General features: G+C 41.5%; 29 protein-coding genes. 24 read left to right on the top strand and 5 right to left on the bottom strand.

Annotated features, from left to right (window positions below; all coding sequences use genetic code 11):
• Position 1: 1 nt before the first annotated feature.
• The 20 genes from lpxA (at position 2) to BUC10_RS04690 (ending at position 18,313) form a co-directional block, all read left to right on the top strand.
• Positions 2-787, top strand: coding sequence for an acyl-ACP--UDP-N-acetylglucosamine O-acyltransferase (gene lpxA, locus BUC10_RS04785; protein ID WP_073176800.1), 786 nt, complete (start codon positions 2-4; stop codon positions 785-787).
• Between the two features lie 4 nt (positions 788-791).
• Complete coding sequence (gene efp, locus BUC10_RS04780) at positions 792-1,358, top strand: elongation factor P (RefSeq protein ID WP_073176799.1); 567 nt, start codon at positions 792-794, stop codon at positions 1,356-1,358.
• A 6-nt stretch (positions 1,359-1,364) separates the two neighbouring features.
• Positions 1,365-2,300, top strand: a complete 936-nt coding sequence (locus BUC10_RS04775) for a UDP-3-O-(3-hydroxymyristoyl)glucosamine N-acyltransferase (RefSeq protein WP_073176798.1) — start codon at positions 1,365-1,367, stop codon at positions 2,298-2,300.
• 64 nt (positions 2,301-2,364) lie between these two features.
• Positions 2,365-3,237, top strand: coding sequence for a succinate--CoA ligase subunit alpha (sucD, locus tag BUC10_RS04770; RefSeq protein WP_073176797.1), 873 nt, complete (start codon positions 2,365-2,367; stop codon positions 3,235-3,237).
• 109 nt (positions 3,238-3,346) lie between these two features.
• The gene (gene fabG, locus BUC10_RS04765; RefSeq protein ID WP_073176796.1) at positions 3,347-4,093 is read left to right on the top strand and encodes a 3-oxoacyl-[acyl-carrier-protein] reductase; all 747 of its coding nucleotides are present in this window, start codon (positions 3,347-3,349) and stop codon (positions 4,091-4,093) included.
• A gap of 5 nt (positions 4,094-4,098) precedes the next feature.
• Positions 4,099-6,132, top strand: coding sequence for a vWA domain-containing protein (locus BUC10_RS04760; RefSeq protein ID WP_073176795.1), 2,034 nt, complete (start codon positions 4,099-4,101; stop codon positions 6,130-6,132).
• A gap of 10 nt (positions 6,133-6,142) precedes the next feature.
• Positions 6,143-6,955, top strand: coding sequence for a prohibitin family protein (locus BUC10_RS04755; RefSeq protein ID WP_073176794.1), 813 nt, complete (start codon positions 6,143-6,145; stop codon positions 6,953-6,955).
• Between the two features lie 196 nt (positions 6,956-7,151).
• On the top strand, positions 7,152-8,009 hold the full coding sequence (gene hisG / locus BUC10_RS04750; RefSeq protein WP_073176793.1) for an ATP phosphoribosyltransferase: 858 nt from the start codon (positions 7,152-7,154) through the stop codon (positions 8,007-8,009).
• The gene (gene hisD / locus BUC10_RS04745; RefSeq protein WP_073176792.1) at positions 8,009-9,295 is read left to right on the top strand and encodes a histidinol dehydrogenase; all 1,287 of its coding nucleotides are present in this window, start codon (positions 8,009-8,011) and stop codon (positions 9,293-9,295) included. The genes hisG and hisD overlap by 1 nt, the downstream gene beginning before the upstream one ends.
• 10 nt (positions 9,296-9,305) lie before the next feature.
• Positions 9,306-10,355 carry a histidinol-phosphate transaminase gene (hisC, locus tag BUC10_RS04740; RefSeq protein ID WP_073176791.1) on the top strand — a complete coding sequence of 350 codons (1,050 nt, stop codon included), beginning with the start codon at positions 9,306-9,308 and terminating at the stop codon, positions 10,353-10,355.
• Positions 10,355-11,491 carry a bifunctional histidinol-phosphatase/imidazoleglycerol-phosphate dehydratase HisB gene (hisB, locus tag BUC10_RS04735; RefSeq protein ID WP_073176790.1) on the top strand — a complete coding sequence of 379 codons (1,137 nt, stop codon included), beginning with the start codon at positions 10,355-10,357 and terminating at the stop codon, positions 11,489-11,491. The genes hisC and hisB overlap by 1 nt, the downstream gene beginning before the upstream one ends.
• Positions 11,492-11,526: 35 nt before the next feature.
• Positions 11,527-11,883: a four helix bundle protein gene (locus BUC10_RS04730; RefSeq protein WP_073176789.1), complete on the top strand. Its 357-nt coding sequence runs from the start codon at positions 11,527-11,529 to the stop codon at positions 11,881-11,883.
• A gap of 48 nt (positions 11,884-11,931) precedes the next feature.
• Positions 11,932-12,516, top strand: a complete 585-nt coding sequence (hisH, locus tag BUC10_RS04725; protein ID WP_073176788.1) for an imidazole glycerol phosphate synthase subunit HisH — start codon at positions 11,932-11,934, stop codon at positions 12,514-12,516.
• A gap of 1 nt (position 12,517) precedes the next feature.
• Positions 12,518-12,940, top strand: a complete 423-nt coding sequence (locus BUC10_RS04720; RefSeq protein ID WP_073176787.1) for a GNAT family N-acetyltransferase — start codon at positions 12,518-12,520, stop codon at positions 12,938-12,940.
• Positions 12,937-13,722, top strand: a complete 786-nt coding sequence (locus BUC10_RS04715; RefSeq protein WP_073176786.1) for a 1-(5-phosphoribosyl)-5-[(5-phosphoribosylamino)methylideneamino]imidazole-4-carboxamide isomerase — start codon at positions 12,937-12,939, stop codon at positions 13,720-13,722. The genes BUC10_RS04720 and BUC10_RS04715 overlap by 4 nt, the downstream gene beginning before the upstream one ends.
• On the top strand, positions 13,709-14,224 hold the full coding sequence (locus BUC10_RS04710; RefSeq protein ID WP_073176785.1) for a DinB family protein: 516 nt from the start codon (positions 13,709-13,711) through the stop codon (positions 14,222-14,224). Before BUC10_RS04715 ends, BUC10_RS04710 begins: the two co-directional genes overlap by 14 nt.
• Positions 14,225-14,231: 7 nt before the next feature.
• A complete protein-coding gene (gene hisF, locus BUC10_RS04705) occupies positions 14,232-14,987 on the top strand; it encodes an imidazole glycerol phosphate synthase subunit HisF (protein WP_073176784.1) in 756 nt (251 codons plus the stop codon).
• Between the two features lie 21 nt (positions 14,988-15,008).
• Positions 15,009-15,608 (top strand): bifunctional phosphoribosyl-AMP cyclohydrolase/phosphoribosyl-ATP diphosphatase HisIE, encoded by a 600-nt coding sequence (hisIE, locus tag BUC10_RS04700; RefSeq protein WP_073176783.1) that lies wholly within the window; start codon positions 15,009-15,011, stop codon positions 15,606-15,608.
• Between the two features lie 71 nt (positions 15,609-15,679).
• Positions 15,680-16,831, top strand: coding sequence for a vWA domain-containing protein (locus BUC10_RS04695; RefSeq protein ID WP_073176782.1), 1,152 nt, complete (start codon positions 15,680-15,682; stop codon positions 16,829-16,831).
• Positions 16,832-16,840: 9 nt separating this feature from the next.
• Positions 16,841-18,313 (top strand): magnesium chelatase, encoded by a 1,473-nt coding sequence (locus BUC10_RS04690; protein WP_073176781.1) that lies wholly within the window; start codon positions 16,841-16,843, stop codon positions 18,311-18,313.
• A gap of 5 nt (positions 18,314-18,318) precedes the next feature.
• Here the strand turns inward: BUC10_RS04690 and BUC10_RS04685 are convergent, their stop codons facing one another.
• Together BUC10_RS04685 and BUC10_RS04680 are read right to left on the bottom strand one after the other, a co-directional pair.
• Complete coding sequence (locus tag BUC10_RS04685) at positions 18,319-18,801, bottom strand: hypothetical protein (RefSeq protein ID WP_073176780.1); 483 nt, start codon at positions 18,799-18,801, stop codon at positions 18,319-18,321.
• A gap of 133 nt (positions 18,802-18,934) precedes the next feature.
• Positions 18,935-20,152: a DUF418 domain-containing protein gene (locus BUC10_RS04680; protein ID WP_073176779.1), complete on the bottom strand. Its 1,218-nt coding sequence runs from the start codon at positions 20,150-20,152 to the stop codon at positions 18,935-18,937.
• 143 nt (positions 20,153-20,295) lie between these two features.
• Between BUC10_RS04680 and BUC10_RS04675 the strand changes: the two genes are divergently transcribed.
• Entirely contained in the window at positions 20,296-21,171 is an 876-nt protein-coding gene (locus tag BUC10_RS04675; RefSeq protein WP_116465750.1) for an alpha/beta hydrolase, read from the top strand.
• On the top strand, positions 21,158-21,961 hold the full coding sequence (locus BUC10_RS04670) for an alpha/beta hydrolase (protein ID WP_073177200.1): 804 nt from the start codon (positions 21,158-21,160) through the stop codon (positions 21,959-21,961). The genes BUC10_RS04675 and BUC10_RS04670 overlap by 14 nt, the downstream gene beginning before the upstream one ends.
• Position 21,962: 1 nt before the next feature.
• Here the strand turns inward: BUC10_RS04670 and cysM are convergent, their stop codons facing one another.
• Together cysM and epsC are read right to left on the bottom strand one after the other, a co-directional pair.
• The gene (cysM, locus tag BUC10_RS04665; protein WP_073176775.1) at positions 21,963-22,847 is read right to left on the bottom strand and encodes a cysteine synthase CysM; all 885 of its coding nucleotides are present in this window, start codon (positions 22,845-22,847) and stop codon (positions 21,963-21,965) included.
• Complete coding sequence (gene epsC / locus BUC10_RS04660) at positions 22,840-23,631, bottom strand: serine O-acetyltransferase EpsC (protein WP_073176773.1); 792 nt, start codon at positions 23,629-23,631, stop codon at positions 22,840-22,842. The genes cysM and epsC overlap by 8 nt, the downstream gene beginning before the upstream one ends.
• Positions 23,632-23,727: 96 nt before the next feature.
• On the opposite strand from epsC, the gene BUC10_RS04655 reads away from it, so the two are divergent.
• Entirely contained in the window at positions 23,728-24,408 is a 681-nt protein-coding gene (locus BUC10_RS04655) for a DUF2461 domain-containing protein (protein ID WP_073176772.1), read from the top strand.
• On the opposite strand, the gene BUC10_RS04650 is transcribed toward BUC10_RS04655, so the two are convergent.
• Positions 24,400-24,807, bottom strand: coding sequence for a glyoxalase (locus BUC10_RS04650; RefSeq protein WP_073176771.1), 408 nt, complete (start codon positions 24,805-24,807; stop codon positions 24,400-24,402). The two genes, BUC10_RS04655 and BUC10_RS04650, sit on opposite strands and share 9 nt — an antisense overlap.
• A gap of 127 nt (positions 24,808-24,934) precedes the next feature.
• Here BUC10_RS04650 and BUC10_RS04645 point away from each other — a divergent pair, with 127 nt between their 5' ends.
• Positions 24,935-25,834 (top strand): DUF72 domain-containing protein, encoded by a 900-nt coding sequence (locus tag BUC10_RS04645; RefSeq protein ID WP_073176770.1) that lies wholly within the window; start codon positions 24,935-24,937, stop codon positions 25,832-25,834.
• Positions 25,835-25,931 lie beyond the last annotated feature (97 nt).

Raw genomic sequence — 25,931 nt, 5'->3', positions numbered from 1 at the left:
CATGAACCAACCATTGGCATACGTACACCCGGGAGCTAAGATTGCCAAGAATGTGGTAATAGAACCCTTTACCACCATTCATAACAATGTTACTATTGGCGAGGGTACCTGGATTGGTTCCAACGTCACCATAATGGAAGGTGCTCGAATTGGAAAAAATTGCAATATTTTTCCTGGCGCCGTGATTTCCGCAACTCCCCAAGACTTAAAGTATCAAGGAGAGGAAACCACTGTACATATTGGTAATAACACTACCATTCGGGAATGCGCTACTATAAATAAAGGTACATCGGACCGTATGAAAACGACCATTGGGAACAATTGTCTTATTATGGCATATTGTCACGTAGCCCATGATTGTTTCATCGGTGATAACTGTATTTTCAGTAATAACTCTACCTTGGCAGGGCACGTCACTATAGGAACCAATGTGGTTTTGGCAGGAATGGTGGCCGTACACCAGTTTGTCTCCATTGGCAACCACGCCTTTGTAACAGGAGGTTCCCTCGTAAGGAAAGATGTACCTCCCTATGTCAAAGCGGCCAGAGAACCTTTGTCCTATGTAGGTATCAATTCCGTTGGACTTAGACGAAGAGGTTTTGATTCGGATAAGATTAGGGAAATCCAGAATTTATATCGCATTCTTTACCAAAAGAATTATAATAATACCCAAGCAGCTTCCATCATCGAAGCAGAAATGGTCGCTACCCCGGAGAGGGATGAAATTCTTCAATTCATTAGGGATTCACAAAGAGGGATCATGAAAGGATATTTTAGCTCAAATTAAAATTATGGCAAATACTTCAGATATACGCAAGGGGTTGTGCATCAAATACAACCACGACATTTATAAGATTATAGAGTTTCTTCATGTAAAACCAGGCAAAGGACCTGCTTTCGTAAGAACCAAATTAAAAAGTGTTACCACCGGCAAGGTTATCGACAATACCTTTTCTGCTGGGCACAAAATCGAAGATGTTAGGGTGGAAACCAGGTCGTATCAATATTTATACCCTGAAGGGGACACCTATCATTTTATGAATACAGATGATTACAATCAGATTTCTCTTCAAAAGAGCTCTTTGGATGCACCTGATCTTTTGAAAGAAGGTGAGGTTGTCACCATACTTTTCAACACTGAGGATAGCATGCCATTATCGGTTGAAATGCCCGCAAGTGTTATCTTGGAAGTTACGCATACCGAGCCTGGGGTAAAAGGTAATACCGCAACCAACGCTACCAAACCTGCCACGGTAGAGACAGGTGCCAGAATAAATGTGCCGCTTTTTATCAACGAAGGGGATAAGATTAAAGTGGATACAGAAAAAGGCAATTATCAAGAACGGGTAAAAGAATAACATAATATGCGGTTTCCACGAACCTACACCCTTAAAGAGATTGCTGAGATTATAGGTTCAGAGTTTGTTGGTCCATCCGATTTTCCAGTTTTGGGTATGAATGAAATTCATGTGGTGGAACCTGGTGAAATTGTTTTTGTGGATCACCCGAAGTACTACGACAAAGCCTTGAAGTCAAAAGCTTCTGTGGTACTGATCAACAAAGATGTGGAGTGCCCTGAAGGTAAGGCGCTTCTTATTTCTGAAGAACCCTTTAGCGATTTCAACAAGCTTACCCATTTTTTTAAACCGTTCCAAAGTTCGGGGGCTTCCATTTCAGAAACTGCTGAAATAGGCGAAGGGACGGTGATCCAACCTAATTGTTTTATTGGAAATAATGTAAAGATTGGCAAGAATTGTTTGATTCATGCGAACGTAACCATCAATGATAATTGCATTGTTGGTGATGAGGTAATTATTCATAGTGGAACTGTGCTCGGCTCGGATGCCTTCTATTACAAAAAACGCCCTGAAGGTTTTGAAAAACTACTTTCTGGGGGACGTGTCATCGTTGAAGATAAGGTAGAGATCGGAGCATCGTGTACCATCGATAGAGGAGTCACCGGAGATACCACAATAGGGGAGGATAGTAAACTAGATAATCAAATCCAGGTGGGACATGATACCCTAATTGGCAAAAAGTGTTTGATTGCTTCGCACACCGGTATAGCGGGCTGTGTGGTGATTGAAGATGAAGTAACGCTTTGGGGGCAAGTTGGAATCATCAGTGGAATTACAATTGGAAAGGGAGCTGTGGTGTATGCTCAATCCGGAGTAGCAGGCAGCCTAGAGGCAGGTAAGACTTATTTTGGAAGTCCGGCTGCTGAGGCTCGTGTTAAAATGAAGGAGTTGGCCATGATTAAGAACATCCCATCCATTTGGGATAAGATCAAAGGGAAATAGAAAAAAACACTGTAAAGTTTCAGGGCAAAAGCACTACTTTTGTCCTGCTTAATAAATTAAAAATATGAGTGTCTTAGTAAACAAGGATTCAAAAATAATTGTACAAGGTTTTACCGGAAGTGAAGGTACTTTCCACGCAGGTCAAATGATTGAATATGGTACCAATGTTGTAGGTGGGGTTACCCCGGGCAAAGGTGGCCAAGAACATTTGGGAAAACCGGTTTTCAATACGGTTGAGGAAGCTGTTAAGCAAGTTGGCGCGGATACCACCATTATTTTTGTTCCACCAGCGTTTGCTGCAGATGCTATTATGGAGGCCGCTAGTGCTGGAATCAAAGTAATTATAACCATTACGGAAGGTATTCCCGTAGCGGATATGGTAAAAGCAAACGATTACATAAAGGATATGGACTGCACCTTGGTAGGACCAAACTGCCCAGGGGTTATCACTCCTGACGAGGCCAAGGTAGGTATCATGCCCGGGTTTGTTTTCAGAAAAGGAAATGTTGGGATTGTGTCAAAATCCGGAACCTTGACCTATGAAGCCGCGGATCAGGTAGTGCGACAAGGCTTGGGGATTACCACCGCAATTGGTATTGGTGGAGATCCAATTATTGGAACCACAACCAAAAAGGCCGTTGAATTGTTGATCAATGATCCGGAAACCGAGTGTGTTGTCATGATTGGTGAAATTGGTGGACAACTTGAGGCCGATGCGGCAAAATGGTATAAAGAAAGCGGAAGCAGTAAGCCGATTGTAGGTTTTATTGCGGGTGAAACAGCTCCTGCAGGAAGGACAATGGGTCATGCCGGCGCAATAGTTGGCGGCAGCGATGATACTGCCCAAGCCAAAAAACGCATTATGAGGGAATGTGGCATTCATGTTGTGGATTCTCCTGCCGAAATTGGATTAAAAGTAAAGGAAGTGGTTGGCTAAACAACCGTTAAAACTATTGTAAATCCCGTTTCATACGGGATTTTTTTTCGTCAAAACATAAAACAAAAACTATATTTGATCATCAACCATCAAACTAATTTGGACCACTATGAAATTATTGGAAGGTAAAAATGTAATCATTACCGGTGCGAGCAGGGGAATAGGAAAAGGAATAGCTCAGGTGTTTGCTGAACACGGAGCCAATGTTGCCTTTACCTACAGCTCTAGTGAGGCACCCGCGTTGGAACTGGAAAAGGAACTTGAAGGATTGGGTGTAAAGGCCAAAGCCTATAAAAGTAATGCTGCAAGTTTTGGAGAATCAGAGGACTTGGTCGCCAAAGTGTTGGAAGATTTTGGTGGTATAGATGTGCTTATCAACAACGCTGGAATCACCAAGGACAATCTGTTGATGAGGATGGGAGAGGATGATTTTGATGCCGTGATAGAGATTAACTTGAAATCGGTATTTAATATGACCAAAGCAGTTCAGCGAACACTATTGAAACAGCGCAAAGGCTCAATCATCAATATGAGCAGCGTGGTTGGGGTCAAGGGAAATGCTGGTCAAACCAATTATGCAGCCTCAAAAGCAGGAATGATTGGTTTCACTAAATCCGTTGCCCTTGAGCTTGGATCAAGAAATATTCGTTGTAATGCCATTGCACCAGGATTCATTGAAACCGAAATGACCGATAAATTGGATGAGAAAACGGTCCAAGGTTGGCGAGATGCCATTCCTTTGAAAAGAGGAGGAAGTCCTGAAGATGTAGCCAATGCATGTTTGTTCCTTGCATCTGACATGTCGGCCTATGTTACGGGTCAGGTGCTAAATGTGGACGGTGGGATGCTAACCTAAAATGGATGGAAATACGAACGGTACTCCTTATCATTGTAGCTGCTATTGTAGCCTTGGCCATCGTATTTTACCAATACCTTTACAAGCATAAAAAAAGAAGTTCTTTAAACCTTATCCTTGCGGGATTAAGGTTCTTGAGCTTGTTTGGGGCGTTTATTTTACTGATAAATCCAAAATTTACCAAGCAAGAGTATTTTCTGGAAAAGACCAATTTGGTTTTTTTGCTGGATGGGTCCTCATCTATATTGGAAGCTGAAGCTGAAGAGGAAACACTTGAAGTTGTCCAGGGACTCACCGAAAATTCCAATATCAAGGAACGTTTTAACGTACACCCCTATATTTTTGGCTCGAAGCTACTTGGAATGGACTCAATTTCCTTCCGTCAAAACAATACTGATATAGCCAATGCCATTGATGGTGCAAATGAAGTCTTTGTCAATGCCCCAAAAACCTTTGTGTTAATTTCCGATGGCAACCAAACCCTGGGAAAGGACTATGGGTATACTCGTTTGGATGCTGATGTAAGCTTGCATGCGGTAGCTATTGGGGATACAACACAATATCAGGATGTTTCGGTGGATTTGGTGAATACCAACACCTATGCATTTCTTAAAAATCAATTTCCGGTTGAAGCCAGGATACGCTATAAAGGTGATGATACAGTGTCCGTACAAGCCATAATAACTATGGAAGGTCAGACCGTGCATCGAGAAACCGTATCACTCAGCCCTGTAGACAACTCCCAAACCATACAGACCTTGATAGAAGCCGATCAAGTTGGGTTAAAGTCCATCAGAGTCAATGTGGAGACCTTGAAAAACGAACGAAACACGATTAATAACACCAAGGAAACCGCTATTGAAGTAATTGATGAGAAAACCAATGTGGGCATTGTTTCGGATTTTTTGCATCCAGACATTGGTGCATTAAAAAAATCCATTGAATCTAATGAACAGCGCTCGGTCACAATACTTAAGCCAACCGATTCAAAAGAGAAATTTGAAGCTATTGATATTTTTATTCTTTACCAACCAACCAGGAGGTTCGCAAGTATCTATGATTATCTTCAACAAACACGAACTTCCCGATTAACAATAACCGGAACCAAGACCGACTGGGGTTTTCTTAACCAGGTACAGACCAGTTTTTTCATGGAAAACCTGAACCAGTCCGAAGAAATAGTTCCAGTACTGAATAACGCTTTCAAAGTTTTTGGAGTTGGAGATTTTAGTGTGGATGGGTTCCCACCCCTTCAAGGAAGTTTAGGTGATGTGGAGTTGAAGCTATCTGGGCAAACTATTTTATTTCAAAGGATTCGGGGTGTTAACTTAGATAAACCCTTGTTTTCCGTCCTTAATGAGGATAATAGGCGGGAAGCTATTCTCTTCGGGGAAAACCTTTGGAGATGGAGGGCTCAAACCTATAGGAATAGCCAGGATTTTTCAAGTTTTGACAATTTCATGGGTAAATTAATGGTATATCTGAGAAGTGATAATAGAAGGAGTAGACTTGAGCTTGATTTCGATTTTATTTTCAACGATGCCAGTCTTGCTAAGATAAGAGCTTCCTTTTTTGATGAAAGTTATGCTTTTGACCCCAATGCGAATCTAAAGATTACCATTAAGGGTAAGTCGAACAGTTTTTCCCGAGAGGCGCCCATGCTATTGAAGGGATCTTTTTATCAAACCGATTTAAGCGATTTACCAGCGGGTGCATACAATTTTACAGTAGCTACGGATAACCAGACGTTAAGCCGCTCCGGGAGTTTTCAAATCTTGGATTTCAATCCTGAAAAACAATATGTCTCCACCAATTATGATAAACTTAAAAGGTTGGCGGAGAACAATAACGGAGCGGTGTTTCTTCCAGAGAATGTCGAAGAATTGATAAAACATTTAACCGAATCTCCGGAATATCTTCCCATTCAAAAGAGCAAACAAAATGTCGTATCTTTAATAGATTTTAGGGTTTTGTTGGGCATTATTGCATTCACCTTGGCCCTAGAGTGGTTTATTAGAAAATATAACGGATTAATATAAAATAACACGAATGGATAGATTACCTAGAATTGCTTTACCCCTGGTTTTTACAGTCATAGTATTGATTGTTTTAGTTTCAAAAACGATTGTAAGGATTGGCCCTGGAGAAGGCGGGGTTCTATTTAGGCCCGCAGGAGGTGGGGTGGTTACCGATAAGACCTACGGGGAAGGCTGGCACATTGTGGCACCTTGGAACGATATGTTGATACACAAAGTGAGGCAGCAATCAATTTCGGACGAAATGAACGTACTCTCCGTAGATGGATTGCAGGTTTCCGTAAACGGGACCATTTGGTTTGAACCCGAATATCAGAATCTTGGAAACCTGATAAAGACCAAGGGAGAGGATTTTGTTGTGGAACTATTAGATCCTGCAATCAATTCCGCAGCCAGAAGCGTTGTGGGTAGATATACCCCAGAGCAACTATACTCCAGTAAACGGGACGTTATTGAGCAGGAAATTCTGGAAGAAGTCCGAAAGGAGCTTGATGGTCAATTTTTAAATGTAAAACGTATTTTGGTTGAGGATGTAAAGCTTCCTCCAACCATTAAAGAGGCCATTGAAAGAAAATTGAAACAAGAACAGGAATCGTTGGAATACGAATTTAGGCTGGAAAAAGCGGCAAAAGAGGCGGATCGCCAGCGAATTGAAGCCCAAGGAAAGGCGGATGCCAATAAGATTCTTAGTGCCTCCCTGACGGATAAAATCCTTCAGGACAAGGGAATAGAGGCAACCCTTAAACTGTCACAATCACCTAATTCAAAGGTAGTTGTAGTCGGGTCAAGTGGTGATGGCCTACCGTTAATTTTGGGAAATAACTAATTCGGCCTTTTTTGATAAAAAAATATATGCTACTTTTGAACGCATAATGAGAAACAGAACCACACATCATCATTTTTATCCTTGCTATCAAGCGAGATAGAAATGTATTGTGTAAAAATATATTCTAACCCGTTTGAGCAATCAAACGGGTTTTGTTTTTAATCCTGTTTGGTAATCAGACAAAACAAGATCAGAAATGACAAAAATTAGAATTGCTGTCCAGAAAAGCGGACGTTTGAATCAAGATTCCCTTAAAATCCTTAAAGATTGTGGAATTTCTATTGATAACGGCAAGGATCAACTTAAGGCAACAGCGCGAAATTTTCCTTTGGAAGTATTCTATCTGCGAAATGGTGACATTCCCCAGTATTTGAGGGATGGCGTAATTGATATTGCTATAATAGGCGAAAATGTCTTGGTGGAAAAAGGCCAGGATATCTCCGTGGCGGAAAAGCTGAATTTTTCCAAATGCCGGGTTTCCTTGGCGGTACCTAAAGGGATGGAATATAACTCCGTTATGGATTTTGATGGGAAGCGGGTAGCCACTTCTTATCCGAACACGGTGAAGCAGTATTTTGAATCCAAAGGCGTTTCGGCCGATTTACACATTATCAATGGTTCTGTGGAAATAGCACCGAATATTGGTTTGGCTGATGGTATTTGCGATATCGTTTCCAGTGGCAGTACATTATTCAAAAATAATTTGAAAGAAGTGGAGGTGATTCTAAAAAGTGAAGCCGTATTGGCGGTGTCACCAAAGATATCAGATGAGCGAAAAGATATCTTGGAAAAACTTCAATTCAGGATACAGTCTGTTCTAAGTGCACGCCAGAACAAATACATTCTCTTAAATGCGCCTAACGAAAAACTGGACACTATCATTTCCATTTTACCTGGAATGCGCAGCCCCACGGTACTTCCTCTGGCCGAAGCAGGGTGGAGCTCGGTGCACACCGTCATCAACCGGGATGCTTTCTGGGAGGTTATAGATGAGTTGAAACTGGCCGGTGCGGAGGGAATATTGGTATGCCCAATTGAAAAAATGGTAGTGTAATGCAGCACGTAAAATATCCAAAGCAAGAGACATGGGGGGCACTCTTAAAACGCCCCACCCAGACCGTGTCGGACATCGAAGAAACCGTGGAAATCATTTTTAAGGAAGTTCAGAAAAATGGGGATGCCACAATTAGGAACTTTACCAAAAAGTTTGATCAGGTCGAGATGGAATCTTCTGCGGTAACAGCAGAAGAAATTTCCATAGCTTCCAATGATGTAGGTGCTGAGCTAAAGGAGGCCATTATATTGGCTAAAAACAATATTGAGACATTTCACAAAGCGCAAAAAACAGACCGTCTCAATGTGGAGACCATGGACGGGGTATTGTGCTGGCAAGAAAAGAAACCTATTCAAAAAGTAGGATTGTATATTCCGGGGGGAACTGCACCACTATTCTCTACTATTTTGATGTTGGCTATACCAGCCAAGATTGCCGGATGCAGCGATATTGTACTATGTACCCCGCCCAATAAAGATGGAAAAATAGATTCCGCGATTTTATACACGGCCCAATTGTGTGGCGTAACCCAGATTTATAAGGTAGGTGGAATCCAGGCCATTGCCGGAATGACCTTTGGTACGGAATCTATCCCAAAAGTGTACAAAATCTTTGGCCCGGGAAACCAGTTTGTTACCGTGGCTAAACAATTGGCCACTAAGCATGGTGTTGCCATTGACATGCCCGCCGGCCCAAGCGAACTTTTAATTGTAGCAGATGATTCTGCCAACCCCTCTTTTGTCGCTTCTGACCTTTTGAGTCAGGCGGAGCATGGCCCAGATAGTCAAGTTGTTTTGGTCAGTACTTCCAAAACTTTATTGGATCAGGTTGCCGCGGAGGTACAATCACAATTAGAGGATTTACCACGGAAGGATATCGCAAAAAAAGCCATTGCCAACAGCAAACTTATTCTCATGGAGGATGACCAGCAAGCTTTGGAGTTGATCAACTCATATGGACCGGAGCATTTTATCATTTGTTCCGAAAATGAAAACTTCTACGTAGAAAATATTCTAAATGCCGGGTCGGTTTTTGTTGGAAATTTCACTCCAGAAAGTGCTGGAGATTATGCATCGGGTACAAATCACACCCTTCCGACCAATGGATATGCTAAACAATACAGTGGGGTACATCTTGACAGTTTTATGAAAAGTATGACTTTTCAAAAAATTTCGGAACGGGGGATTTTGGGTATTGGAAATGCTATTGAACTAATGGCAGAGGCGGAAGGGCTTCAAGCGCACAAAAATGCTGTAACCCTTAGATTAAAAAGTCTAAAATCCTGATACAGAATTGATGAAAAGGAAAATGGACATAAATCAATTGGTTAGGGATAACGTGAAGAACCTTAAACCCTATTCCTCGGCTCGAGACGAGTATGTCTCCGATGGCTCACAAATGATTTTTCTTGATGCCAATGAGAACCCTTTTGAAAATGGGGTCAACCGTTATCCGGATCCTCAGCAGCGAAATCTAAAGGCATTGTTGGCACAGCAGCGCAACATCTCACAGGGCAATATTTTGTTGGGGAATGGAAGTGATGAAGTCTTGGATTTGATTTTTAGGGCGTTTTGTGAACCCAATCGCGATAATATCATCACCCTGCCGCCCACTTATGGAATGTATAAGGTATTGGCCGAAGTCAATGCCGTTGCAAATAGTGAAGTACTTCTTACTTCAGATTTTGAACCAAATGTGGAAGGCATTTTATCCAAAGCTGATGAAAATTCAAAACTTCTTTTTATTTGCTCCCCAAACAATCCAACCGGCAACGCTTTTTCGCAAGAAAAAATAAAGTCTTTACTGGAGAGTTTTCAGGGATTGGTTGTTGTGGATGAGGCCTATATAGATTTTTCCGGGAAGGAAAGTTGGGTGTCGCATCTAAAACAATACCCCAACCTAATAGTGACGCAAACCTTGTCAAAGGCCTATGGGATGGCGGGAATTCGTTTAGGAACCTGTTATGCTTCGGAAGAAATTATCGCAATACTTAACAAGATAAAGCCCCCGTATAACGTCAATGAATTGACGCAAAAAAAAGCCTATGGGCGGGTTGCTGATACGGCAACCGTTGCCAAAGAGGTTTCCACTATTTTGGAGGAAAGGAATAGTATGGTTTCGCTTTTGGAAAATCTGGACTTTGTAGAAAAGGTCTATCCTACGGATGCTAATTTTATTTTGGCGCTGGTAGATGATGCCCCAAAGCGATATGAACAATTGTTAGAGGCCCATGTGGTGGTTAGAAATAGAACCGGTCAGCCCTTGTGCAAGAATACCTTGCGTTTTACGGTGGGAACTCCGGCAGAGAACAAAATGCTAAAAGCGATATTAAACCAATTGCAATAATGGGAAAGAAAGTACTTTTTATTGATCGGGATGGCACCATCATTAAAGAAACAGCCGATGAGCAGATAGATGCCTTTGAAAAAATGATGTTCTATCCAAAGGCGTTCACTTTTTTAGGGAAAATAGCGGAAGAACTGGATTTTGAACTGGTGATGATTACCAATCAAGATGGTTTGGGAACGGCTGTTTTTCCGGAAGACACCTTTTGGCCCGTGCACAATTTTATTCTAAAATCTTTTGAGAATGAGGGGGTTATTTTCGACAAAGTTTTTATTGATCGGACCTTTCCAAAGGATAATGCCGATACCAGAAAACCGGGGACCGGTTTGCTGACCGAGTATTTTTCTGATTCCTATGACCTTAAAAATTCCTTTGTAATAGGAGATCGACTTACGGATATGGAATTGGCCAAAAACCTTGACTCAAAAGGAATTTTCATTAATGATAAGACCCATTTGGGCACTACGGAAATCACTGTAAAACAGGAAGAACTCCAAGAACACATTGTGCTTGAAACCAATGACTGGGGAAGTATATACGAATTCTTGAAACTCAAAAGTCGAGTTGCAAGCGTTTCCCGAAAGACCAATGAGACGGACATTTACATCAACCTTGATTTGGATGGGACGGGAACAAGTAGGATTGATACTGGGCTAGCCTTCTTTGACCACATGTTGGACCAGTTGTCCCGACACGGTCAAATGGATTTGGAAATCAAAGTGAAGGGAGATTTGCAAGTAGATGAGCACCACACCATAGAGGATACAGGAATTGCTTTGGGAGAAGTGTTCCATAAGGCACTTGGCGACAAGATGGGGATAGAGCGTTATGGCTTCTGTTTACCCATGGATGATTGTTTGGCTCAGGTAGCTATTGATTTTGGAGGTAGAAATTGGTTGGTGTGGGATGCGGATTTTAAACGCGAAAAAGTGGGTGATATGCCCACCGAAATGTTTCATCACTTCTTCAAGTCATTTACAGACGGTGCCAAGGCAAACCTTAATATAAAGGCTGAAGGAACCAATGAACACCATAAAATCGAAGCAATTTTCAAGGCTTTTGCAAAATCCATCAAAATGGCTGTAAAACGAGATACAGAAAAGATGGTGTTGCCGTCAACAAAAGGAATGCTCTGAAGTTAGAAACTAAAAATTCGAAGTACGTAGCTTACATGGCAAACAAAGATTTAAAAGATAGAACAAAAGCATTTGCGCTAAGATCTTGGAAACTATGCACCTGTTTCCCAAAATCAAGAGAGTACAACGCCTATATAAATCAATTGATAAGAAGTTCTAGCTCCGTGGGTGCAAATTACAGAGCTTCCCAACGAGCCAAATCTAGGGCGGACTTTATCAATAAATTAAAAATCGTTGAAGAAGAGGTTGACGAAAGTATGTTCTTTTTGGAACTTTTAATGGAGATTAGCAAGGAACATCAAACCGAAATGAAGGCATTGCATTCAGAGGGTAATGAGATATTGGCCATTATAGTGTCCTCAATTAAAACAGCCAAATTAAACAGAAACTAGTATGGGGAGATTAGTTTATACTTCGTACTTCCAACTTCTTATTTTGCTATGAAACTTGTGATATTGGATTACGGTGCTGGGAACATCCAAAGCATCAAATTTGCTGCAAAACGATTAGGTTATAATGCTGTTTTGACTGATGCCGTTGATGAAATTCGTGCAGCGGACAAGGTTATTTTCCCTGGTGTGGGGGAGGCAAGTTCGGCTATGGCCAAATTAAGGGCCAGTGGATTGGATCAGCTTATTCCAAAATTGGAACAACCTGTTCTGGGTATTTGCCTTGGTATGCAATTGATGTGCAATTCCTCAGAGGAGGGCCATACCAAGGGGCTTGGTATTTTTGATTTGGATGTGGTCAAATTTTGCCCGAGAGTGAAAGTACCCCAAATTGGATGGAACCAAATCGAGGATTTAAAGTCTGACCTGTTCCTTGGAGTGCCAGAAGGCTCCCATATTTATTTGGTACATAGTTTTTATGCCCCCATAGGATCGGATACCATTGCTTCAAGTGACTATGCATTGCGCTATAGTGCAGCTTTGCAAAAGGATAACTTTTATGGAGTTCAGTTTCATCCAGAAAAAAGTAGCGATGTAGGGAGTTTGATACTTAAAAATTTCTTGGAAAAAGTTTAATATGAGAACTTATATTTCTTCGGATAAAACACTATTGGATGTTGACAAAATCCATGATGCGATAAAATCATCCTATTGGGGTGGTTATCGTACCTTGGAAATGACCCAAAAAACAATCGATAGCAGTATTTGTTTTGGGATTTATAATGAGGATGATGTGCAACTCGGTTTTGGAAGGGTACTGACAGACGGTGTCGTGTTCGCCTATATAATGGACGTAATCATCTTTAATGGGTTTCGCGGAAAAGGATTGGGAAAGATGTTGACCCAACATATTTTGGAATACCCCGAAATAAATAAGGTCCATACTGTGGCTTTAAAAACAATGGATGCCCATGGGTTGTATCAGGCCTACGGATTTGAAAAGGTTGGCGATTCAAAAATGTGGATGGCCAAGGATAACGCAACGTACGATATACAATGAGAATTATTCCTGCCATAGATATTATTGACGGCAAATGTGTTCGCCTGTCCAAAGGGGACTACGCCACTAAAAAGGTATACAATGAAAACCCATTGGAAGTTGCCAAACAATTTGAGGATCATGGGATTTCCTATTTACATCTGGTTGATTTGGATGGTGCTAAATCCAAGCATATTGTCAACTATGGAATTTTGGAAACCATTGCTTCAAAAACTGATTTAAAGATTGATTTTGGAGGTGGGCTCAAAACCGATGAAGATCTCCGTATCGCATTTGAATCTGGTGCTAGTCAGATTACCGGGGGTAGCATTGCCGTAAAGGATGAGACCACTTTTACCAAATGGCTTGCGACATATGGTTCTGATAAAATTATTTTAGGGGCTGATGCCAAAGATGAAAAAGTAGCAGTTTCGGGTTGGACCGAGGAGTCGGACCGCTCTTTGATTCCTTTTATTCAGTCCTATCGGAGCAAGGGCGTGGAATATGTTATATGCACTGATATCAGCAAAGACGGAATGCTGAAGGGGCCCTCTTTTGAGCTGTATCAAAAAATATTGGACCGAACCATGAGGAAGGAAACCCGGATTACCGGGAGTGGAGTGGAGGATTTGGAGACCATGGGAATTAAGCTGATTGCTAGTGGAGGGATTTCGGAATATGAAGAGTTGCCCAAACTAGCTGCAATTGGTTGCGAAGGAACTATCATAGGAAAGGCCATATACGAAAATCGAATTAGCCTAAAACAATTGGAAAATTACATTTTGGAGTATGGAAACAGTTAATCAGCTTCAGGAAGAATTTGTGAAAAATGCCTCATACCGAATGGATGAGAGTCTTCGAATGGTTAAGATTTGCCTTGATCAGCTTTCTGAAGAGGTGATTTGGAAAAAACCCAACATGTCAACAAATAGTATCGGGAATCTGATTTTGCATTTGTGTGGAAATATTACCCAATATGGCATTGCTTCGTTACAGCATCTTGATGATCAGAGAAACCGAGATGAGGAGTTCGCTATTTCCGCAGGATATGACCGAACTGCTCTTTTACAAAAATTAGAAGCCACGGTTGAAGAGGCCAAGAGCGTATTTAAAGAGGTTCCAGTTTCAGAATTACTTAAGAAACGATCAGTTCAGGGGTTTACGTTTTCGGGAATTGGAAATATTGTTCATGTGGTGGAGCATTTTTCGTACCATACGGGGCAGATTGCCCTATGGACCAAAATTTTGAACAACAAAGATTTGGGCTTTTATAGCGGAATCGATTTAACGGTTAAAAACGAATAAGGTTAGCATGTTGACAAAACGAATCATTCCTTGCTTGGACATTAAAAACGGACGTACTGTTAAGGGTGTCAATTTTGTGGATTTACGAGATGCCGGGGATCCGGTGGAATTGGCCGCAGTCTATGCTCAGGAAGGCGCAGATGAACTGGTTTTCTTGGATATCTCCGCTACAGAGGAAAAAAGGCGAACGCTTGCGAACTTGGTATTCCATGTAGCGGAAAAAGTGAATATTCCTTTTACCGTAGGAGGAGGAATCTCTTCTGTGGAGGACGTGGACATTCTATTGAAGAATGGAGCCGATAAGGTTTCCATTAATTCTTCAGCGGTAAAAAGGCCAGAGCTCATCAACGAACTGGTGGCCAAATTTGGCTCGCAATGTATTGTGGTCGCTATTGACGCGAAACAGATTGATGGGGAATGGAAGGTTCACCTTGTTGGTGGCAAGGTTCCCACAGAAATAGACCTTTTTGAATGGGCACAGGAAGTGGAATCTAGGGGTGCAGGGGAAATCTTGTTTACATCCATGGACCATGACGGGACCAAGAACGGCTTTGCCAATGCAGCTTTGGCAAAACTTTCAGAATTGGTCAATATTCCAATCATCGCTTCTGGCGGGGCAGGCACAATCTCCCATTTTACGGATACATTTAATGAGGGAAAAGCGGATGCTGCTTTGGCAGCTAGTATATTCCATTTCAAGGAGATAGGAATTGGTGATTTAAAAACAGCTCTAAAAACCGAAGGGATTCCGGTACGTATGTAATCCCTTGAATTAAAACAAAAGATGGAAGTAGATTTTGACAAAAACCCGGAAAAACTGGTTCCGGCCATTATTCAAGATGCTAGGACTAGAAATGTCCTAATGTTAGGCTATATGAATCAGGAAGCTTTGGAAGTTACCCGAAAAACAAAGAAGGTCACCTTTTTTAGTCGCAGCAAGCAACGACTTTGGACCAAGGGTGAGGAAAGTGGTAATTTTTTGGAATTGGTGAATGTCAAAAATGATTGTGACAAGGATACTCTTTTAATAAGTGTTAATCCTTTGGGCCCAACATGTCATACCGGCACAGATACCTGTTGGGCGGAGAAAAATGTTCAACGGTATGGGTTTTTATCTGATTTGGAAGGAGTGATTGCTGCCCGCAAAAACAATACGGATAATGCGGACAGTTACGTAGCTAGTTTGTTCCGAAAGGGAATCAATAAGATTGCGCAAAAGGTTGGGGAAGAAGCGGTTGAAACGGTAATAGAGGCTAAAGATTCAGATGATGAGCTGTTTTTAAATGAAAGCGCCGATCTCCTTTTTCACTATCTCATTCTGCTACAAGCCAAGGGCTTTACCCTTGAGGATATTGTGGAAACACTAAAAAAGAGACATAAATAAGGACTTAAACAATAGCGTTAAGTTTTCTCTAAAGCCAATGGGATTAGGGTGAAATACCTTAATTTTATGTAATGGCTATGAATACTAGAAAGGGGTTTCGGTTCACTACTTATGAAGCTCCTGAACAAACCCCTTTTGAAAAACTATTTGAGATTTTTCAAGAATTGGTCACACATACTTCAGGCGATGTGGAGGAAGCCCTTGATTGGTTACGCGAGCTGGACAAGGAGTATCAGCTTACGGATGATGACTATACCATAGACGATTTTATTGAAGACCTTAAGGCCAAAGGCTATATCCGGGAAGAATTTGATACGGATGGGGAACGGGGTGAAGGAGAAGAAGGTGAAGGTCTTGGAAGTCTGTCCATTACCGCCAAATTGGAGCGCATGTTAAGGCAAAGGGCGCTAGATCAGATTTTTGGTAAACTGAAGCGAAGTGGTTCGGGAAATCACAAAACCGGAAAATCGGGTAGGGGAGATGAGCATACCGGTGAGTTCAGGGAGTACCGTTTCGGGGATGCCCTTGAACATATTTCCATGACCGAGAGTCTAAAAAATGCCCAAATCAATCATGGATTGGATAGTTTTTCCCTGAATGAAGAGGATTTGGTGGTTGAAGACACCCAGTACAAAGCACAGATGAGCACCGTGCTCATGATAGATATCAGCCATAGCATGATTCTTTATGGGGAAGATCGGATAACACCGGCCAAAAAGGTGGCCATGGCCCTTGCCGAATTGATTACCACCAGGTATCCCAAGGATACCTTGGACATCTTGGTTTTTGGAAATGATGCCTGGCCCATCGCCATAAAGGAACTTCCCTATCTTAAGGTTGGACCCTACCATACCAATACGGTTGCCGGACTTCAATTGGCCATGGACATGTTGCGTCGAAAGCGCAATACGAACAAACAAATCTTTATGATTACAGATGGAAAGCCTTCCTGTCTACGATTACCTAATGGGGATTATTATAAGAACAGTGTTGGACTGGACGACTATATTGTGGAAAAATGTTATGCTATGGCACAGCAAGCTCGAAAGTTGCATATTCCCATTACCACTTTTATGATTGCAGAGGACCCCTATTTGATGCAGTTTGTACGTGAATTTACCATGGCGAACAAGGGAAAGGCTTTTTATACGGGTCTTAAGGGGCTAGGTGAAATGATTTTTGAGGATTACGAACAAAACAGAAGAAAAAGAATTAAAGGATAGTCAAAATACATGTCAAAACAAGAGTATACCAACATCAAGACCTTAGGCCAATTGAAGGCTTCGGGCTATGAATATAAAAGCATAAAGGACGAATTACGACAAAACCTCTTAGGCAAAATAAGTAGGGGAGAGTCAACGTTCCAAGGTGTCTGGGGTTATGAAAACTCTGTAATTCCCGAGTTGGAAAGGGCAATTCTTTCCCGGCATAATATCAATCTATTGGGACTTAGGGGGCAGGCCAAAACCCGTTTGGCACGCCTTATGGTGCAACTTTTGGACGAATGGATTCCGGTGGTTGAGGGCTCCGAGGTCCACGATGACCCTTTGAGGCCCATATCGAGGTATGCAATGGAGTTAATTAAGGAGAAAGGGGATGAAACCCCAGTGACCTGGTTGAATCGGGATGAGCGTTTCTATGAAAAATTGGCCACTCCAGATGTAACGGTAGCTGACTTAATTGGTGATATTGACCCCATCAAAGCGGCAAATTTAAAGTTATCGTATGCCGATGACCGCGTCATTCATTTTGGTATGATTCCAAGGGCCAATCGTTCCATATTTGTCATCAACGAGCTACCAGATTTGCAGGCTAGGATACAGGTGGCCTTGTTCAATATTCTCCAAGAAGGGGATATCCAGATTAGGGGATTTAAGCTTCGACTTTCATTAGATCTTCAGTTTGTGTTTACTGCAAATCCTGAGGATTACACGAATCGCGGGAGTATTGTTACTCCCTTGAAGGACCGTATAGGTTCTCAAATCTTGACACACTATCCCGAAAATCTTGAGGTAGCAAAGAAAATCACCTTGCAAGAAGCTAAATTGGATGAAAGACAAACGGACACTGTACATGTACCCGAAGTGGCCATGGACGTTCTGGAACAAATTAGCTTTGAGGCTAGGAAGAGTGAGTATGTAGATGCCAAAAGTGGGGTTAGTGCACGAATGAGCATTACTGCTTTTGAAAACTTGTTGAGCACAGCGGAACGAAGGATTGCCTTGTCCGGAGAAAAGAAAACCGCAGTTCGATTAAGTGATTTTACGGGGGTGATTCCTTCCATCACAGGAAAGATTGAATTGGTTTATGAAGGGGAACAAGAAGGAGCGGGCAGTGTGGCGGAAACCTTGATTTCTGATGCTGTAAAATCCCTATTTCCGACATTCTTTCCGGGAATAGCCAAGTTAGAACGGAAGGATGCGGAAACAGTTTATGATGAGCTGGTCCATTGGTTTTTTGATGGTGATGGATTCGACTTATTGGATGAGGACGATGACGATACCTATAGGGAAAAACTGGATTCCATTCCACCGTTGAATGCCTTGGTTAAGGAATATCAACCTTCCTTGTCAAAAGAAGATTCCTATTTTATGAAGGAATTGCTCTTGTGGGGATTGGTGGCCCACAAAAAATTGAGCAAACACCGTTTTGTTCAAGGTTATCAATTCAAAGACCTATATGGTAGTTATATAAGAGACCTATAGGGCTATTATTGCCAGATGTTCAGATTGTCGTTGTATTCCTCAAAATTGTATTTCCCTACCAGCTGTTTTCGATGCCAAAAAGAAATCAAGGTCAAGATGGGCAACAAACCGTAAAGTATAAGGCTTAAATAGGCAACGGGCTTAAAAGTAGCTGGGATTACGTGTGATTCGTACTGGGAATACGAACCAAGAATCGTTACTGTATCATAAATCTTGAAAATGTAGACAATCATTACAGCATATAATGCATACTCCAGATTTCTCATTTTAGGGTCGGGTAGCTCATCTTCCGTAATCTTGAACCACAGTACATATAGGTAAAGGAAATGAACTAGGGACAACAAGGGAAAAATATAATTGTCCGCTTTCAAGAAATAGAATTTATTGGTATAAAGTCCATAGAAATTAGAGATGCCCAGTAGGACCAGAATGGTAAAAACAAGGATGCCGTTTCTTCTCCAAGTAAGTTTGTCAAGCAGTATCTTCATAATTTTCTGAGATTTGGGACGCTCAAAGCTTGAACAAATAACGAGGTTTCAAATGGTTTTATTTTTATTATATCGATTAACAACAAAGAATGTTGGGTAAGTCGAAAAAACAGAGGTTAAAACCTTTTATGGACTATCTTTTTAAGGGAAATCGTTTGAAAAAAGTTGCGCTTCGCCATAACCATTCCAAAGGTCCATATCTGAAGTTACGTAGCCACCATTTGCTCATGGCCATTTGAATTGCGATAATCAAAAGGGCCATCCCAAAAGTGTATAGATTCCTAAGTTCGCCAATTTGGCCAAGCCCCCATCCAAAAAAGAGAAATGTGCCCAAGACACTTTGGAAAAAATAATTGGTCAGCGCCATTCTTCCGTAGGGGGCAAATTTTTCAAGGAATTTTTGTGGTTTGACCTTTTTATAGAGAATCACAAAAACACTGAGAAGGATAAATGTAACCGATACACTGTTCAGGTCCAATGCGGTAAGACCAAACATGGCCACCCAATTATCGAAAGTTACGTTTGGGCCCATGCTACCAAAGGTAAGTGCCATCAACCCTCCGGATACGACAAAGAGAACCAAAGACCAAATCCATGTGCGCTTTACCAGTTTTTTCTGTTCCCTGTATTTTTTGAAAAATTCGGTACGGCCTATATATAATCCCAACAGAAAATACCCAAAAGTGGCATACCCGCGACCAAATACCCCAAATTGAAAATTCATCTTGTTTAAGTGCCCTTGCCATCCATTGAAAGCAAAGACATCCCATATACTACCTTCCTTTAAAATGGAATAGTATTGCACGACCTCGGGACTGTTGGGGGTCATATCCATTCCCTCAAATAGATTGGCGCCTTTTGTAAAGAAAAACACTACATATCTGCCGAGCCCCAAAAAAAGAAGGGCTACAAAACCTAAAATCCAATTACTTTTTACCCTATAGAAAGGAATCAATAGTACCCCCAACATCGCATAAACGGTCAAAATGTCACCAGCGTAAAATAAACTGTGCAGGTAGCCAATACCCAATAGGAGCATCAGCCTCCATAAAAAACGGCTGCCAAAATAAGCTCCTTTTTGGCTTGCATTGTCCATTTGTAAATAAAAACTAAGTCCAAACAGAAAGGAGAAAAGGGCAAAAAATTTTCCTCGTAAAAAGATTCCAATAATCACATCAACTGCATAGTCAAGTGGTCCTTGGTGCACTGCCTCATTGAAACTCTCGGGGGCAGGAGCACCGATATAATTTTCCACCATGTGGACAATAACAATTCCCGCCAAGGCAAAGCCCCGTAGGGCATCAATAATGGTAATTCGCTCTTGAGATAAGCTGTTTTGGATGGTTTTCATTTTAGTTGAGTTGATTGATGATTACTATAGGTACACAGATCAAGTGATTTGTTACACCGAAAGAAATGTAATTATTTGATTCTTAAAATGCTAGAGGTTACACCAAAGGTTTTTTTTGTATTTTGGAACAAATGCTTTGGATAGTGCAAAATTGGATTTACATTTTATTGATCATCCTCGGGGTATATATGTTCATAAGTGTGATGCTATATGTGCTTCAGGACTATTTTCTGTTTAAACCTGAAAAATTACCCAAGGATTTTCAGTTTTACTACAACAATCAAGAGATAGAGGAGTACAATATAGATACCCGCGATGGCGAGGTCATTAACGGGTTGCGGTTTAAGACCGAAAACCCCAAGGGAGTGGTGTTTTACCTAAAGGGAAATTCCAAAAGTATCAAGGGTTGGGGTAAGTTTGCCGTGGATTTTACCCGACATGGGTTTGATGTTATTATGGTGGATTACCGTGGTTTTGGGAAAAGCACCGGCCGAAGAACGCAAAAGGCCGTAAAACGGGATATGCAGGTAATCTATAACAAGATCAAGGAAAAGGTTCCTGAAAAATATATCATCTTATATGGTCGTTCCATGGGTTCGGGCTTTGCCGCCAAATTGGCTTCCATGAACAATCCCAGAATGTTGATTTTGGACGCACCCTACTATAGTTTGAGTAAAGTAGCCAAAAAATACATTCCCTTTATGCCACTTTCACTTTTAATCAAGTTTCCAATGCCCACTTACAAGTGGTTGAAGTATGTTAATTGCCCCATTCATATCATACATGGTACGGATGATAGGCTTATCCCATATAAGACCAGTGTGAAGTTATCCAAGATTAAACCAGAACTTACTAAGTTGTATACGGTAATTGGGGGCGGACATAAAAACCTCAACAATTTTGAATCATATCATAAAATGCTGACGGAAATAATTACCACGAGACCTAAAAAGGCCAATTTGGAAGGTTCTAGTTTTCATGTCAAACATGCATCAAAAAGGGCCAATGCAAAAGCTTAAACGCGCCGTACTCATACTCTTATCTCTTTTTCTATTAGTAATACTTATGTTCCATACGCTTCAGGATAAACTCATATTCTTACCCTCTCAGCTCCCAATGGATTACACCTATACTTTTAGCCATCCATTTGAGGAAATTTTCTTGGATACTCCTGATGGTGCTCGACTGAATGCATTACATTTCAAAAGTCAGGAGTCCAAAGGTTTGATTTTATATTTTCACGGTAATGCAGGTGATTTATCCCGTTGGGGCCTAATTGCCATGGACTTCGTTGATTTGGGCTATGATGTGCTCATCATGGATTACCGAGGCTATGGAAAAAGTAATGGGGAGGAAGAAAGAAGCGAAGAGGTTCTTTTTGCCGATGCCCAGTTATTCTACGATTTGGCCCGCAAAAACTATCAGGAAGAGGCCATTGTACTTTATGGGCGTTCACTGGGTTCCGGAATAGCCACTTATTTGGCCTCCCGCAATAATCCAAGCAAACTTTTGCTGGAAACTCCTTATTATAGTTTGGTAGATGTTGCCAAGGGCCGGTTTCCGTTCCTACCTGTAAAACAGATAATGAAGTATCAACTGAATTCTTTTGACTTCATGAAGAAGGTAAAAGCGCCCATCCGGATTTTTCATGGAACCCAGGATAAAATAGTTCCCTATGCCTCGGGAAAGAAATTGTTTGATAGCATTTCCAATCCGGATAAGGTAATGTATACCATATCGGAAGGGGAACATAATAACTTGGTGGATTTTGAAAGTTTCCAAACTGCCATACGGTCAGAATTGGACTAGTTTATTTAAAAAGGTCCGACGATAGATAGCGATCTCCTCGATCACAGACAATGGAAACAATAGTGCCACTTTCCAGGGTTTTCGCCAAACGTAACGCCACTGCTGCGGCTCCACCGCTGCTTACTCCAGCAAAAATACCTTCCTCGCCGGCCAATTTTCGAGCCATTTCCTCCGCGTCTTTTTGACTTACCTCCATGACCCTATCCACTTTTTTGGGATTGAATATCTTTGGGAGATAGGCCTCGGGCCATTTACGGATTCCTGGAATTCTGGAATCGTCTGTGGGCTGAACACCCACAATCTGAATATCTTGGTTTTGTTCTTTCAAAAATGTAGAAGTGCCCATAATAGTGCCTGTGGTGCCCATACTGGAAACAAAATGGGTGATTTGGCCTTCGGTGCCTTCCCAGATCTCTGGCCCAGTGGATTTATAATGAGCTTTCCAATTGTCGTCGTTGCCAAATTGGTTCAACATCCTGTATCCGTGATCTGCTACTTTGGCCTCGGCATAGTCCCGGGCTCCCTCAATACCTATATCCGAAGGGGTAAGCGTCACCTTGGCGCCATAGGCCCTCATTGTTTGAACCCTTTCCTTGGTGGAGTTTTCGGGCATTACAAGCTCAATGTCCAAATTGTAAATTCCAGCAATCATGGCCAGGGCAATACCCGTGTTTCCACTTGTCGCCTCAATGAGCTTTGTGTTTTGATCAATTTCTCCCCGCTCCAGACCGCTTTTGATCATATTTAATGCGGGCCTGTCCTTAACACTACCTCCCGGATTCTGCCCTTCCAGTTTAAACAATAGCCGCACATTGGGTTTTTGGTTCAGGACCCTTGATTCGACCAAGGGAGTATTTCCCACGAGGTCCAATATGGATTTAAACATCCGATGCAGTTTTGATTCGTACCTCTGACGTGTGAAATACCGTTGAATTCGGCGGTACGGAAGCAGTTAACCACGCGTTTCCGCCAATTACCGAGTTTTCGCCAATCACCGTATTACCACCCAAAATTGTTGCGTTGGCATAAATGGTAACGTTGGACATGATGGTAGGATGCCTTTTGGTTTTCTGCAGGTTCTTGGCCACGTAAAGCGCACCCAAAGTTACACCTTGATATACTTTTACATTATCATGGATTATGGCAGTCTCACCAATGACAACTCCCGTGGCGTGGTCAATAAAAAAGGATTTGCCTATCTGTGCCCCAGGGTTGATGTCAACGCCCGTTTGTCTATGGGCATATTCAGTCATCAATCTTGGCACCAGAGGAAAACCTCTTGTGTACAATTCATGCGCCAGCCTATAGATAGCAGTGGCATAAAACCCAGGGTAGGCCATATATATCTCTTGCAAGGACAGGGAAGCGGGGTCACCATTGACAATGGCCTCGGCATCAAGGTTCAATCGTTCCAATATACCCGGAAGTGTTTGCACATAGCTATCCCAGACCTTGGTACACGGTTTGTCCAGTTCCCAGCACGCCAAGCTTACCAGAACACTGAATTTTTTCTCGAGGATTTCGAGATTTTCTGCAACCGGGGTGTTCACATCAAACAAGGTGTGAAAAAGAAGCTTGGTAAAATCCTCAGTTTCTTCTTTTAATCTATAGTCTAAATAGGGTAATTTTTTGTGCCTATTCAGTTCATTGATAATGGTTTCCTTATCCATTGGTCAGAATTATGGAATAAAAATAGCCAATTGACTTATACAACACGACCAGATTTATCTAACTTTAGCTAAAAGATAACACTTCAACGAGCAATTGTGAATAATTCCTTAATTACCAAAGAGGCTTTTGATTTTTTAAAAGACTTGGCCAAAAACAATAATAAAGATTGGTTTCAGACCCATAAAGCTACCTTTAAAAAGCATGAGGCAGACATAAAATCCTTTTATCAAAATGTTCAGGAAAATTTGGATGTGCATGACGAGATTGAAAAGATGAAGATGTTCCGAATCTATAGGGATGTACGATTCTCTAAGGATAAGACCCCTTATAAAACGCATTTTGCCGGCTCTTTTTCGCGTTTGGGTGCAAGATTGCGCGGCGGATACTACCTAAGGATCAAACCAGGTGAGACCTTTGTTGCTACTGGATTTTGGGAACCCAACAAAGAGGATTTATTCCGAATTCGGAAAGAGTTTGAGATGGACGCTTCGGGTATCAGGAAGGTAATCAATGAGCAATCATTTAAATCCATTTGGGGTGAATTACAGGGTGACGGCGTGAAAACTGCTCCAAAGGGATTTGACAAAGAACATCCCAATATCGACCTTATAAAGCGAAAGCAATTCATATTCGTACGGAACTTTTCGGACAAAGAAGTACTTTCTAAAACTTTCATAAAAGAGGTTGATAAATCCTTTAAAGCTATTAGGCCCTATTTTGACCTGATGAGCGATATTCTCACCACCAATTTGAACGGGGAGTCCATTTTAGACTAAGACTTCGCTTTCTAAAAGCTGTACTTGGTCCTTCAATCGGTTGATTACCATATTCATCATACGCTTGTTCAGTGCGGATGAATTTTGGATGTAGGTAGTATATTCCTCCACCGTAAACTGGCCTATGATCATTCCTTTTAGCGAGTTCCTGAACTTAATGTCCTTTTGGATTGAATTCTCTATATGCTCCAATTTTTTCTCCATTGAGAGCTCGTAAAACGCTCCTTTGTGTTTTCTGATATAGTTCTTGAAAACCTCTATGATCAGATAGTTTTGGAATTTGATAATCGGCCGTAAAGTTTGGTTCTGAAAGCGCTCACCGAAGCTCATATCGTTGTTCAATGAGCTGTGGCCAATCTCTGGACGACTGTCCAAAAGATGTTTGGATCTTGAATCCATAATGAGAGTTTTAATAAAATTACATATTCCAAAACTCCATATTCTTGCCGGTAACAAATCTTTTTAACGATGTTATGAACAGCAACCATTTATTCATAACTTCGTTCGCACTTGAGATAAATTTGATATGAAATTTGGAAAAGTTGACCATCCTGAGTTGGTGGATTTCACTATCCCACAGGATCATGAAGATACAGCCGTAGTATTGGAGAATCAGGGGGGGACTGATAAAATGAATGTATATGTTGGCTGTGCGAAGTGGAACCGGCAGGATCTCAAAAACTTTTATCCCAGGGGTACCAAGGATGAATTGGTCTATTATGCCTCTCAGTTCAACAGTATTGAGTTGAATGCTACATTTTACCGGATTTTTCCAGCCGAGCAATACGAAAAGTGGCGAGACAAAACACCGGAAGGATTCAAGTTTTTTCCTAAAATGACAAACGAGGTAAGTCATTTGCGTCGACTTAATGACAAGGTCTATGAAATTGCTGACAGGTACCTAGAAGTAACATCGTTGTTAAAGGAAAAATTAGGCACCATATTTCTTCAAATGCACAATAACTTTGGACCAAAGAATTGGGATAGGGTAGTACAATTTGTAGAATATTGGCCTAAAGAATTTCCATTGGCGATGGAGTTCAGACATACAGATTGGTTTACGGATGAGACTATTGCTAACGAACTATATCATCTTTTAAAGGAAAATGGCATTGCCAATGTTCTGGTGGATACCGCTGGCAGAAGGGACATGATGCATATGAGATTGAGCAATAACGAGGCCTTTATCCGGTACGTGGGGGCCAATCACAGTTCTGACTATAATCGTTTGGAAGATTGGGTAACTCGTTTAGAACAATGGAAACATCAAGGGCTGACCAATCTTCATTTTTTTGTGCACCAAAACTTGGAAAAAGAATCCCCATTACTTTCTGCACATTTTATAGAGCAGTTGAACAAAGCCCTGGGTACCCGTTTAACAATTCCGCAAACTTTGGAACCTAAGAATAAAAGCTTGTTTGATTAGGAGAATGCACTGAATCCAGTTCAGTTTTTGGCAATCCTAATAGACCCAAATTGTCAATTTGCCATTCGACTCCTTGCAGATATCCCAAATTGATAAA

This window comes from Flagellimonas flava, assembly GCF_900129665.1.
Classification (GTDB): Bacteria; Bacteroidota; Bacteroidia; order Flavobacteriales; family Flavobacteriaceae; genus Flagellimonas; species Flagellimonas flava.
Note: the sequence above shows the minus strand (reverse complement) of the source record. Positions and strands in the feature narration are given on the sequence as shown.

Excerpts from the sequence above, each read along its gene's own strand:
- BUC10_RS04650 (WP_073176771.1), bottom strand. The coding sequence starts at position 24,807 with ATGGATTCAAGATCCAAACATCTTTTGGACAGTCGTCCAGAGATTGGC.
- BUC10_RS04760 (WP_073176795.1), top strand. The coding sequence starts at position 4,099 with ATGGAAATACGAACGGTACTCCTTATCATTGTAGCTGCTATTGTAGCC.
- hisD (WP_073176792.1), top strand. The coding sequence starts at position 8,009 with ATGCAGCACGTAAAATATCCAAAGCAAGAGACATGGGGGGCACTCTTA.
- BUC10_RS04775 (WP_073176798.1), top strand. The coding sequence starts at position 1,365 with ATGCGGTTTCCACGAACCTACACCCTTAAAGAGATTGCTGAGATTATA.
- BUC10_RS04710 (WP_073176785.1), top strand. The coding sequence starts at position 13,709 with ATGGAAACAGTTAATCAGCTTCAGGAAGAATTTGTGAAAAATGCCTCA.
- fabG (WP_073176796.1), top strand. The coding sequence starts at position 3,347 with ATGAAATTATTGGAAGGTAAAAATGTAATCATTACCGGTGCGAGCAGG.
- hisF (WP_073176784.1), top strand. The coding sequence starts at position 14,232 with ATGTTGACAAAACGAATCATTCCTTGCTTGGACATTAAAAACGGACGT.
- lpxA (WP_073176800.1), top strand. The coding sequence starts at position 2 with ATGAACCAACCATTGGCATACGTACACCCGGGAGCTAAGATTGCCAAG.
- BUC10_RS04720 (WP_073176787.1), top strand. The coding sequence starts at position 12,518 with ATGAGAACTTATATTTCTTCGGATAAAACACTATTGGATGTTGACAAA.
- hisC (WP_073176791.1), top strand. The coding sequence starts at position 9,306 with ATGAAAAGGAAAATGGACATAAATCAATTGGTTAGGGATAACGTGAAG.
- BUC10_RS04755 (WP_073176794.1), top strand. The coding sequence starts at position 6,143 with ATGGATAGATTACCTAGAATTGCTTTACCCCTGGTTTTTACAGTCATA.
- hisB (WP_073176790.1), top strand. The coding sequence starts at position 10,355 with ATGGGAAAGAAAGTACTTTTTATTGATCGGGATGGCACCATCATTAAA.
- cysM (WP_073176775.1), bottom strand. The coding sequence starts at position 22,847 with ATGTTTAAATCCATATTGGACCTCGTGGGAAATACTCCCTTGGTCGAA.
- sucD (WP_073176797.1), top strand. The coding sequence starts at position 2,365 with ATGAGTGTCTTAGTAAACAAGGATTCAAAAATAATTGTACAAGGTTTT.
- BUC10_RS04670 (WP_073177200.1), top strand. The coding sequence starts at position 21,158 with ATGCAAAAGCTTAAACGCGCCGTACTCATACTCTTATCTCTTTTTCTA.
- hisH (WP_073176788.1), top strand. The coding sequence starts at position 11,932 with ATGAAACTTGTGATATTGGATTACGGTGCTGGGAACATCCAAAGCATC.
- BUC10_RS04715 (WP_073176786.1), top strand. The coding sequence starts at position 12,937 with ATGAGAATTATTCCTGCCATAGATATTATTGACGGCAAATGTGTTCGC.
- hisIE (WP_073176783.1), top strand. The coding sequence starts at position 15,009 with ATGGAAGTAGATTTTGACAAAAACCCGGAAAAACTGGTTCCGGCCATT.
- BUC10_RS04690 (WP_073176781.1), top strand. The coding sequence starts at position 16,841 with ATGTCAAAACAAGAGTATACCAACATCAAGACCTTAGGCCAATTGAAG.
- BUC10_RS04685 (WP_073176780.1), bottom strand. The coding sequence starts at position 18,801 with ATGAAGATACTGCTTGACAAACTTACTTGGAGAAGAAACGGCATCCTT.
- BUC10_RS04645 (WP_073176770.1), top strand. The coding sequence starts at position 24,935 with ATGAAATTTGGAAAAGTTGACCATCCTGAGTTGGTGGATTTCACTATC.
- BUC10_RS04680 (WP_073176779.1), bottom strand. The coding sequence starts at position 20,152 with ATGAAAACCATCCAAAACAGCTTATCTCAAGAGCGAATTACCATTATT.
- epsC (WP_073176773.1), bottom strand. The coding sequence starts at position 23,631 with ATGGATAAGGAAACCATTATCAATGAACTGAATAGGCACAAAAAATTA.
- hisG (WP_073176793.1), top strand. The coding sequence starts at position 7,152 with ATGACAAAAATTAGAATTGCTGTCCAGAAAAGCGGACGTTTGAATCAA.
- efp (WP_073176799.1), top strand. The coding sequence starts at position 792 with ATGGCAAATACTTCAGATATACGCAAGGGGTTGTGCATCAAATACAAC.
- BUC10_RS04730 (WP_073176789.1), top strand. The coding sequence starts at position 11,527 with ATGGCAAACAAAGATTTAAAAGATAGAACAAAAGCATTTGCGCTAAGA.
- BUC10_RS04695 (WP_073176782.1), top strand. The coding sequence starts at position 15,680 with ATGGCTATGAATACTAGAAAGGGGTTTCGGTTCACTACTTATGAAGCT.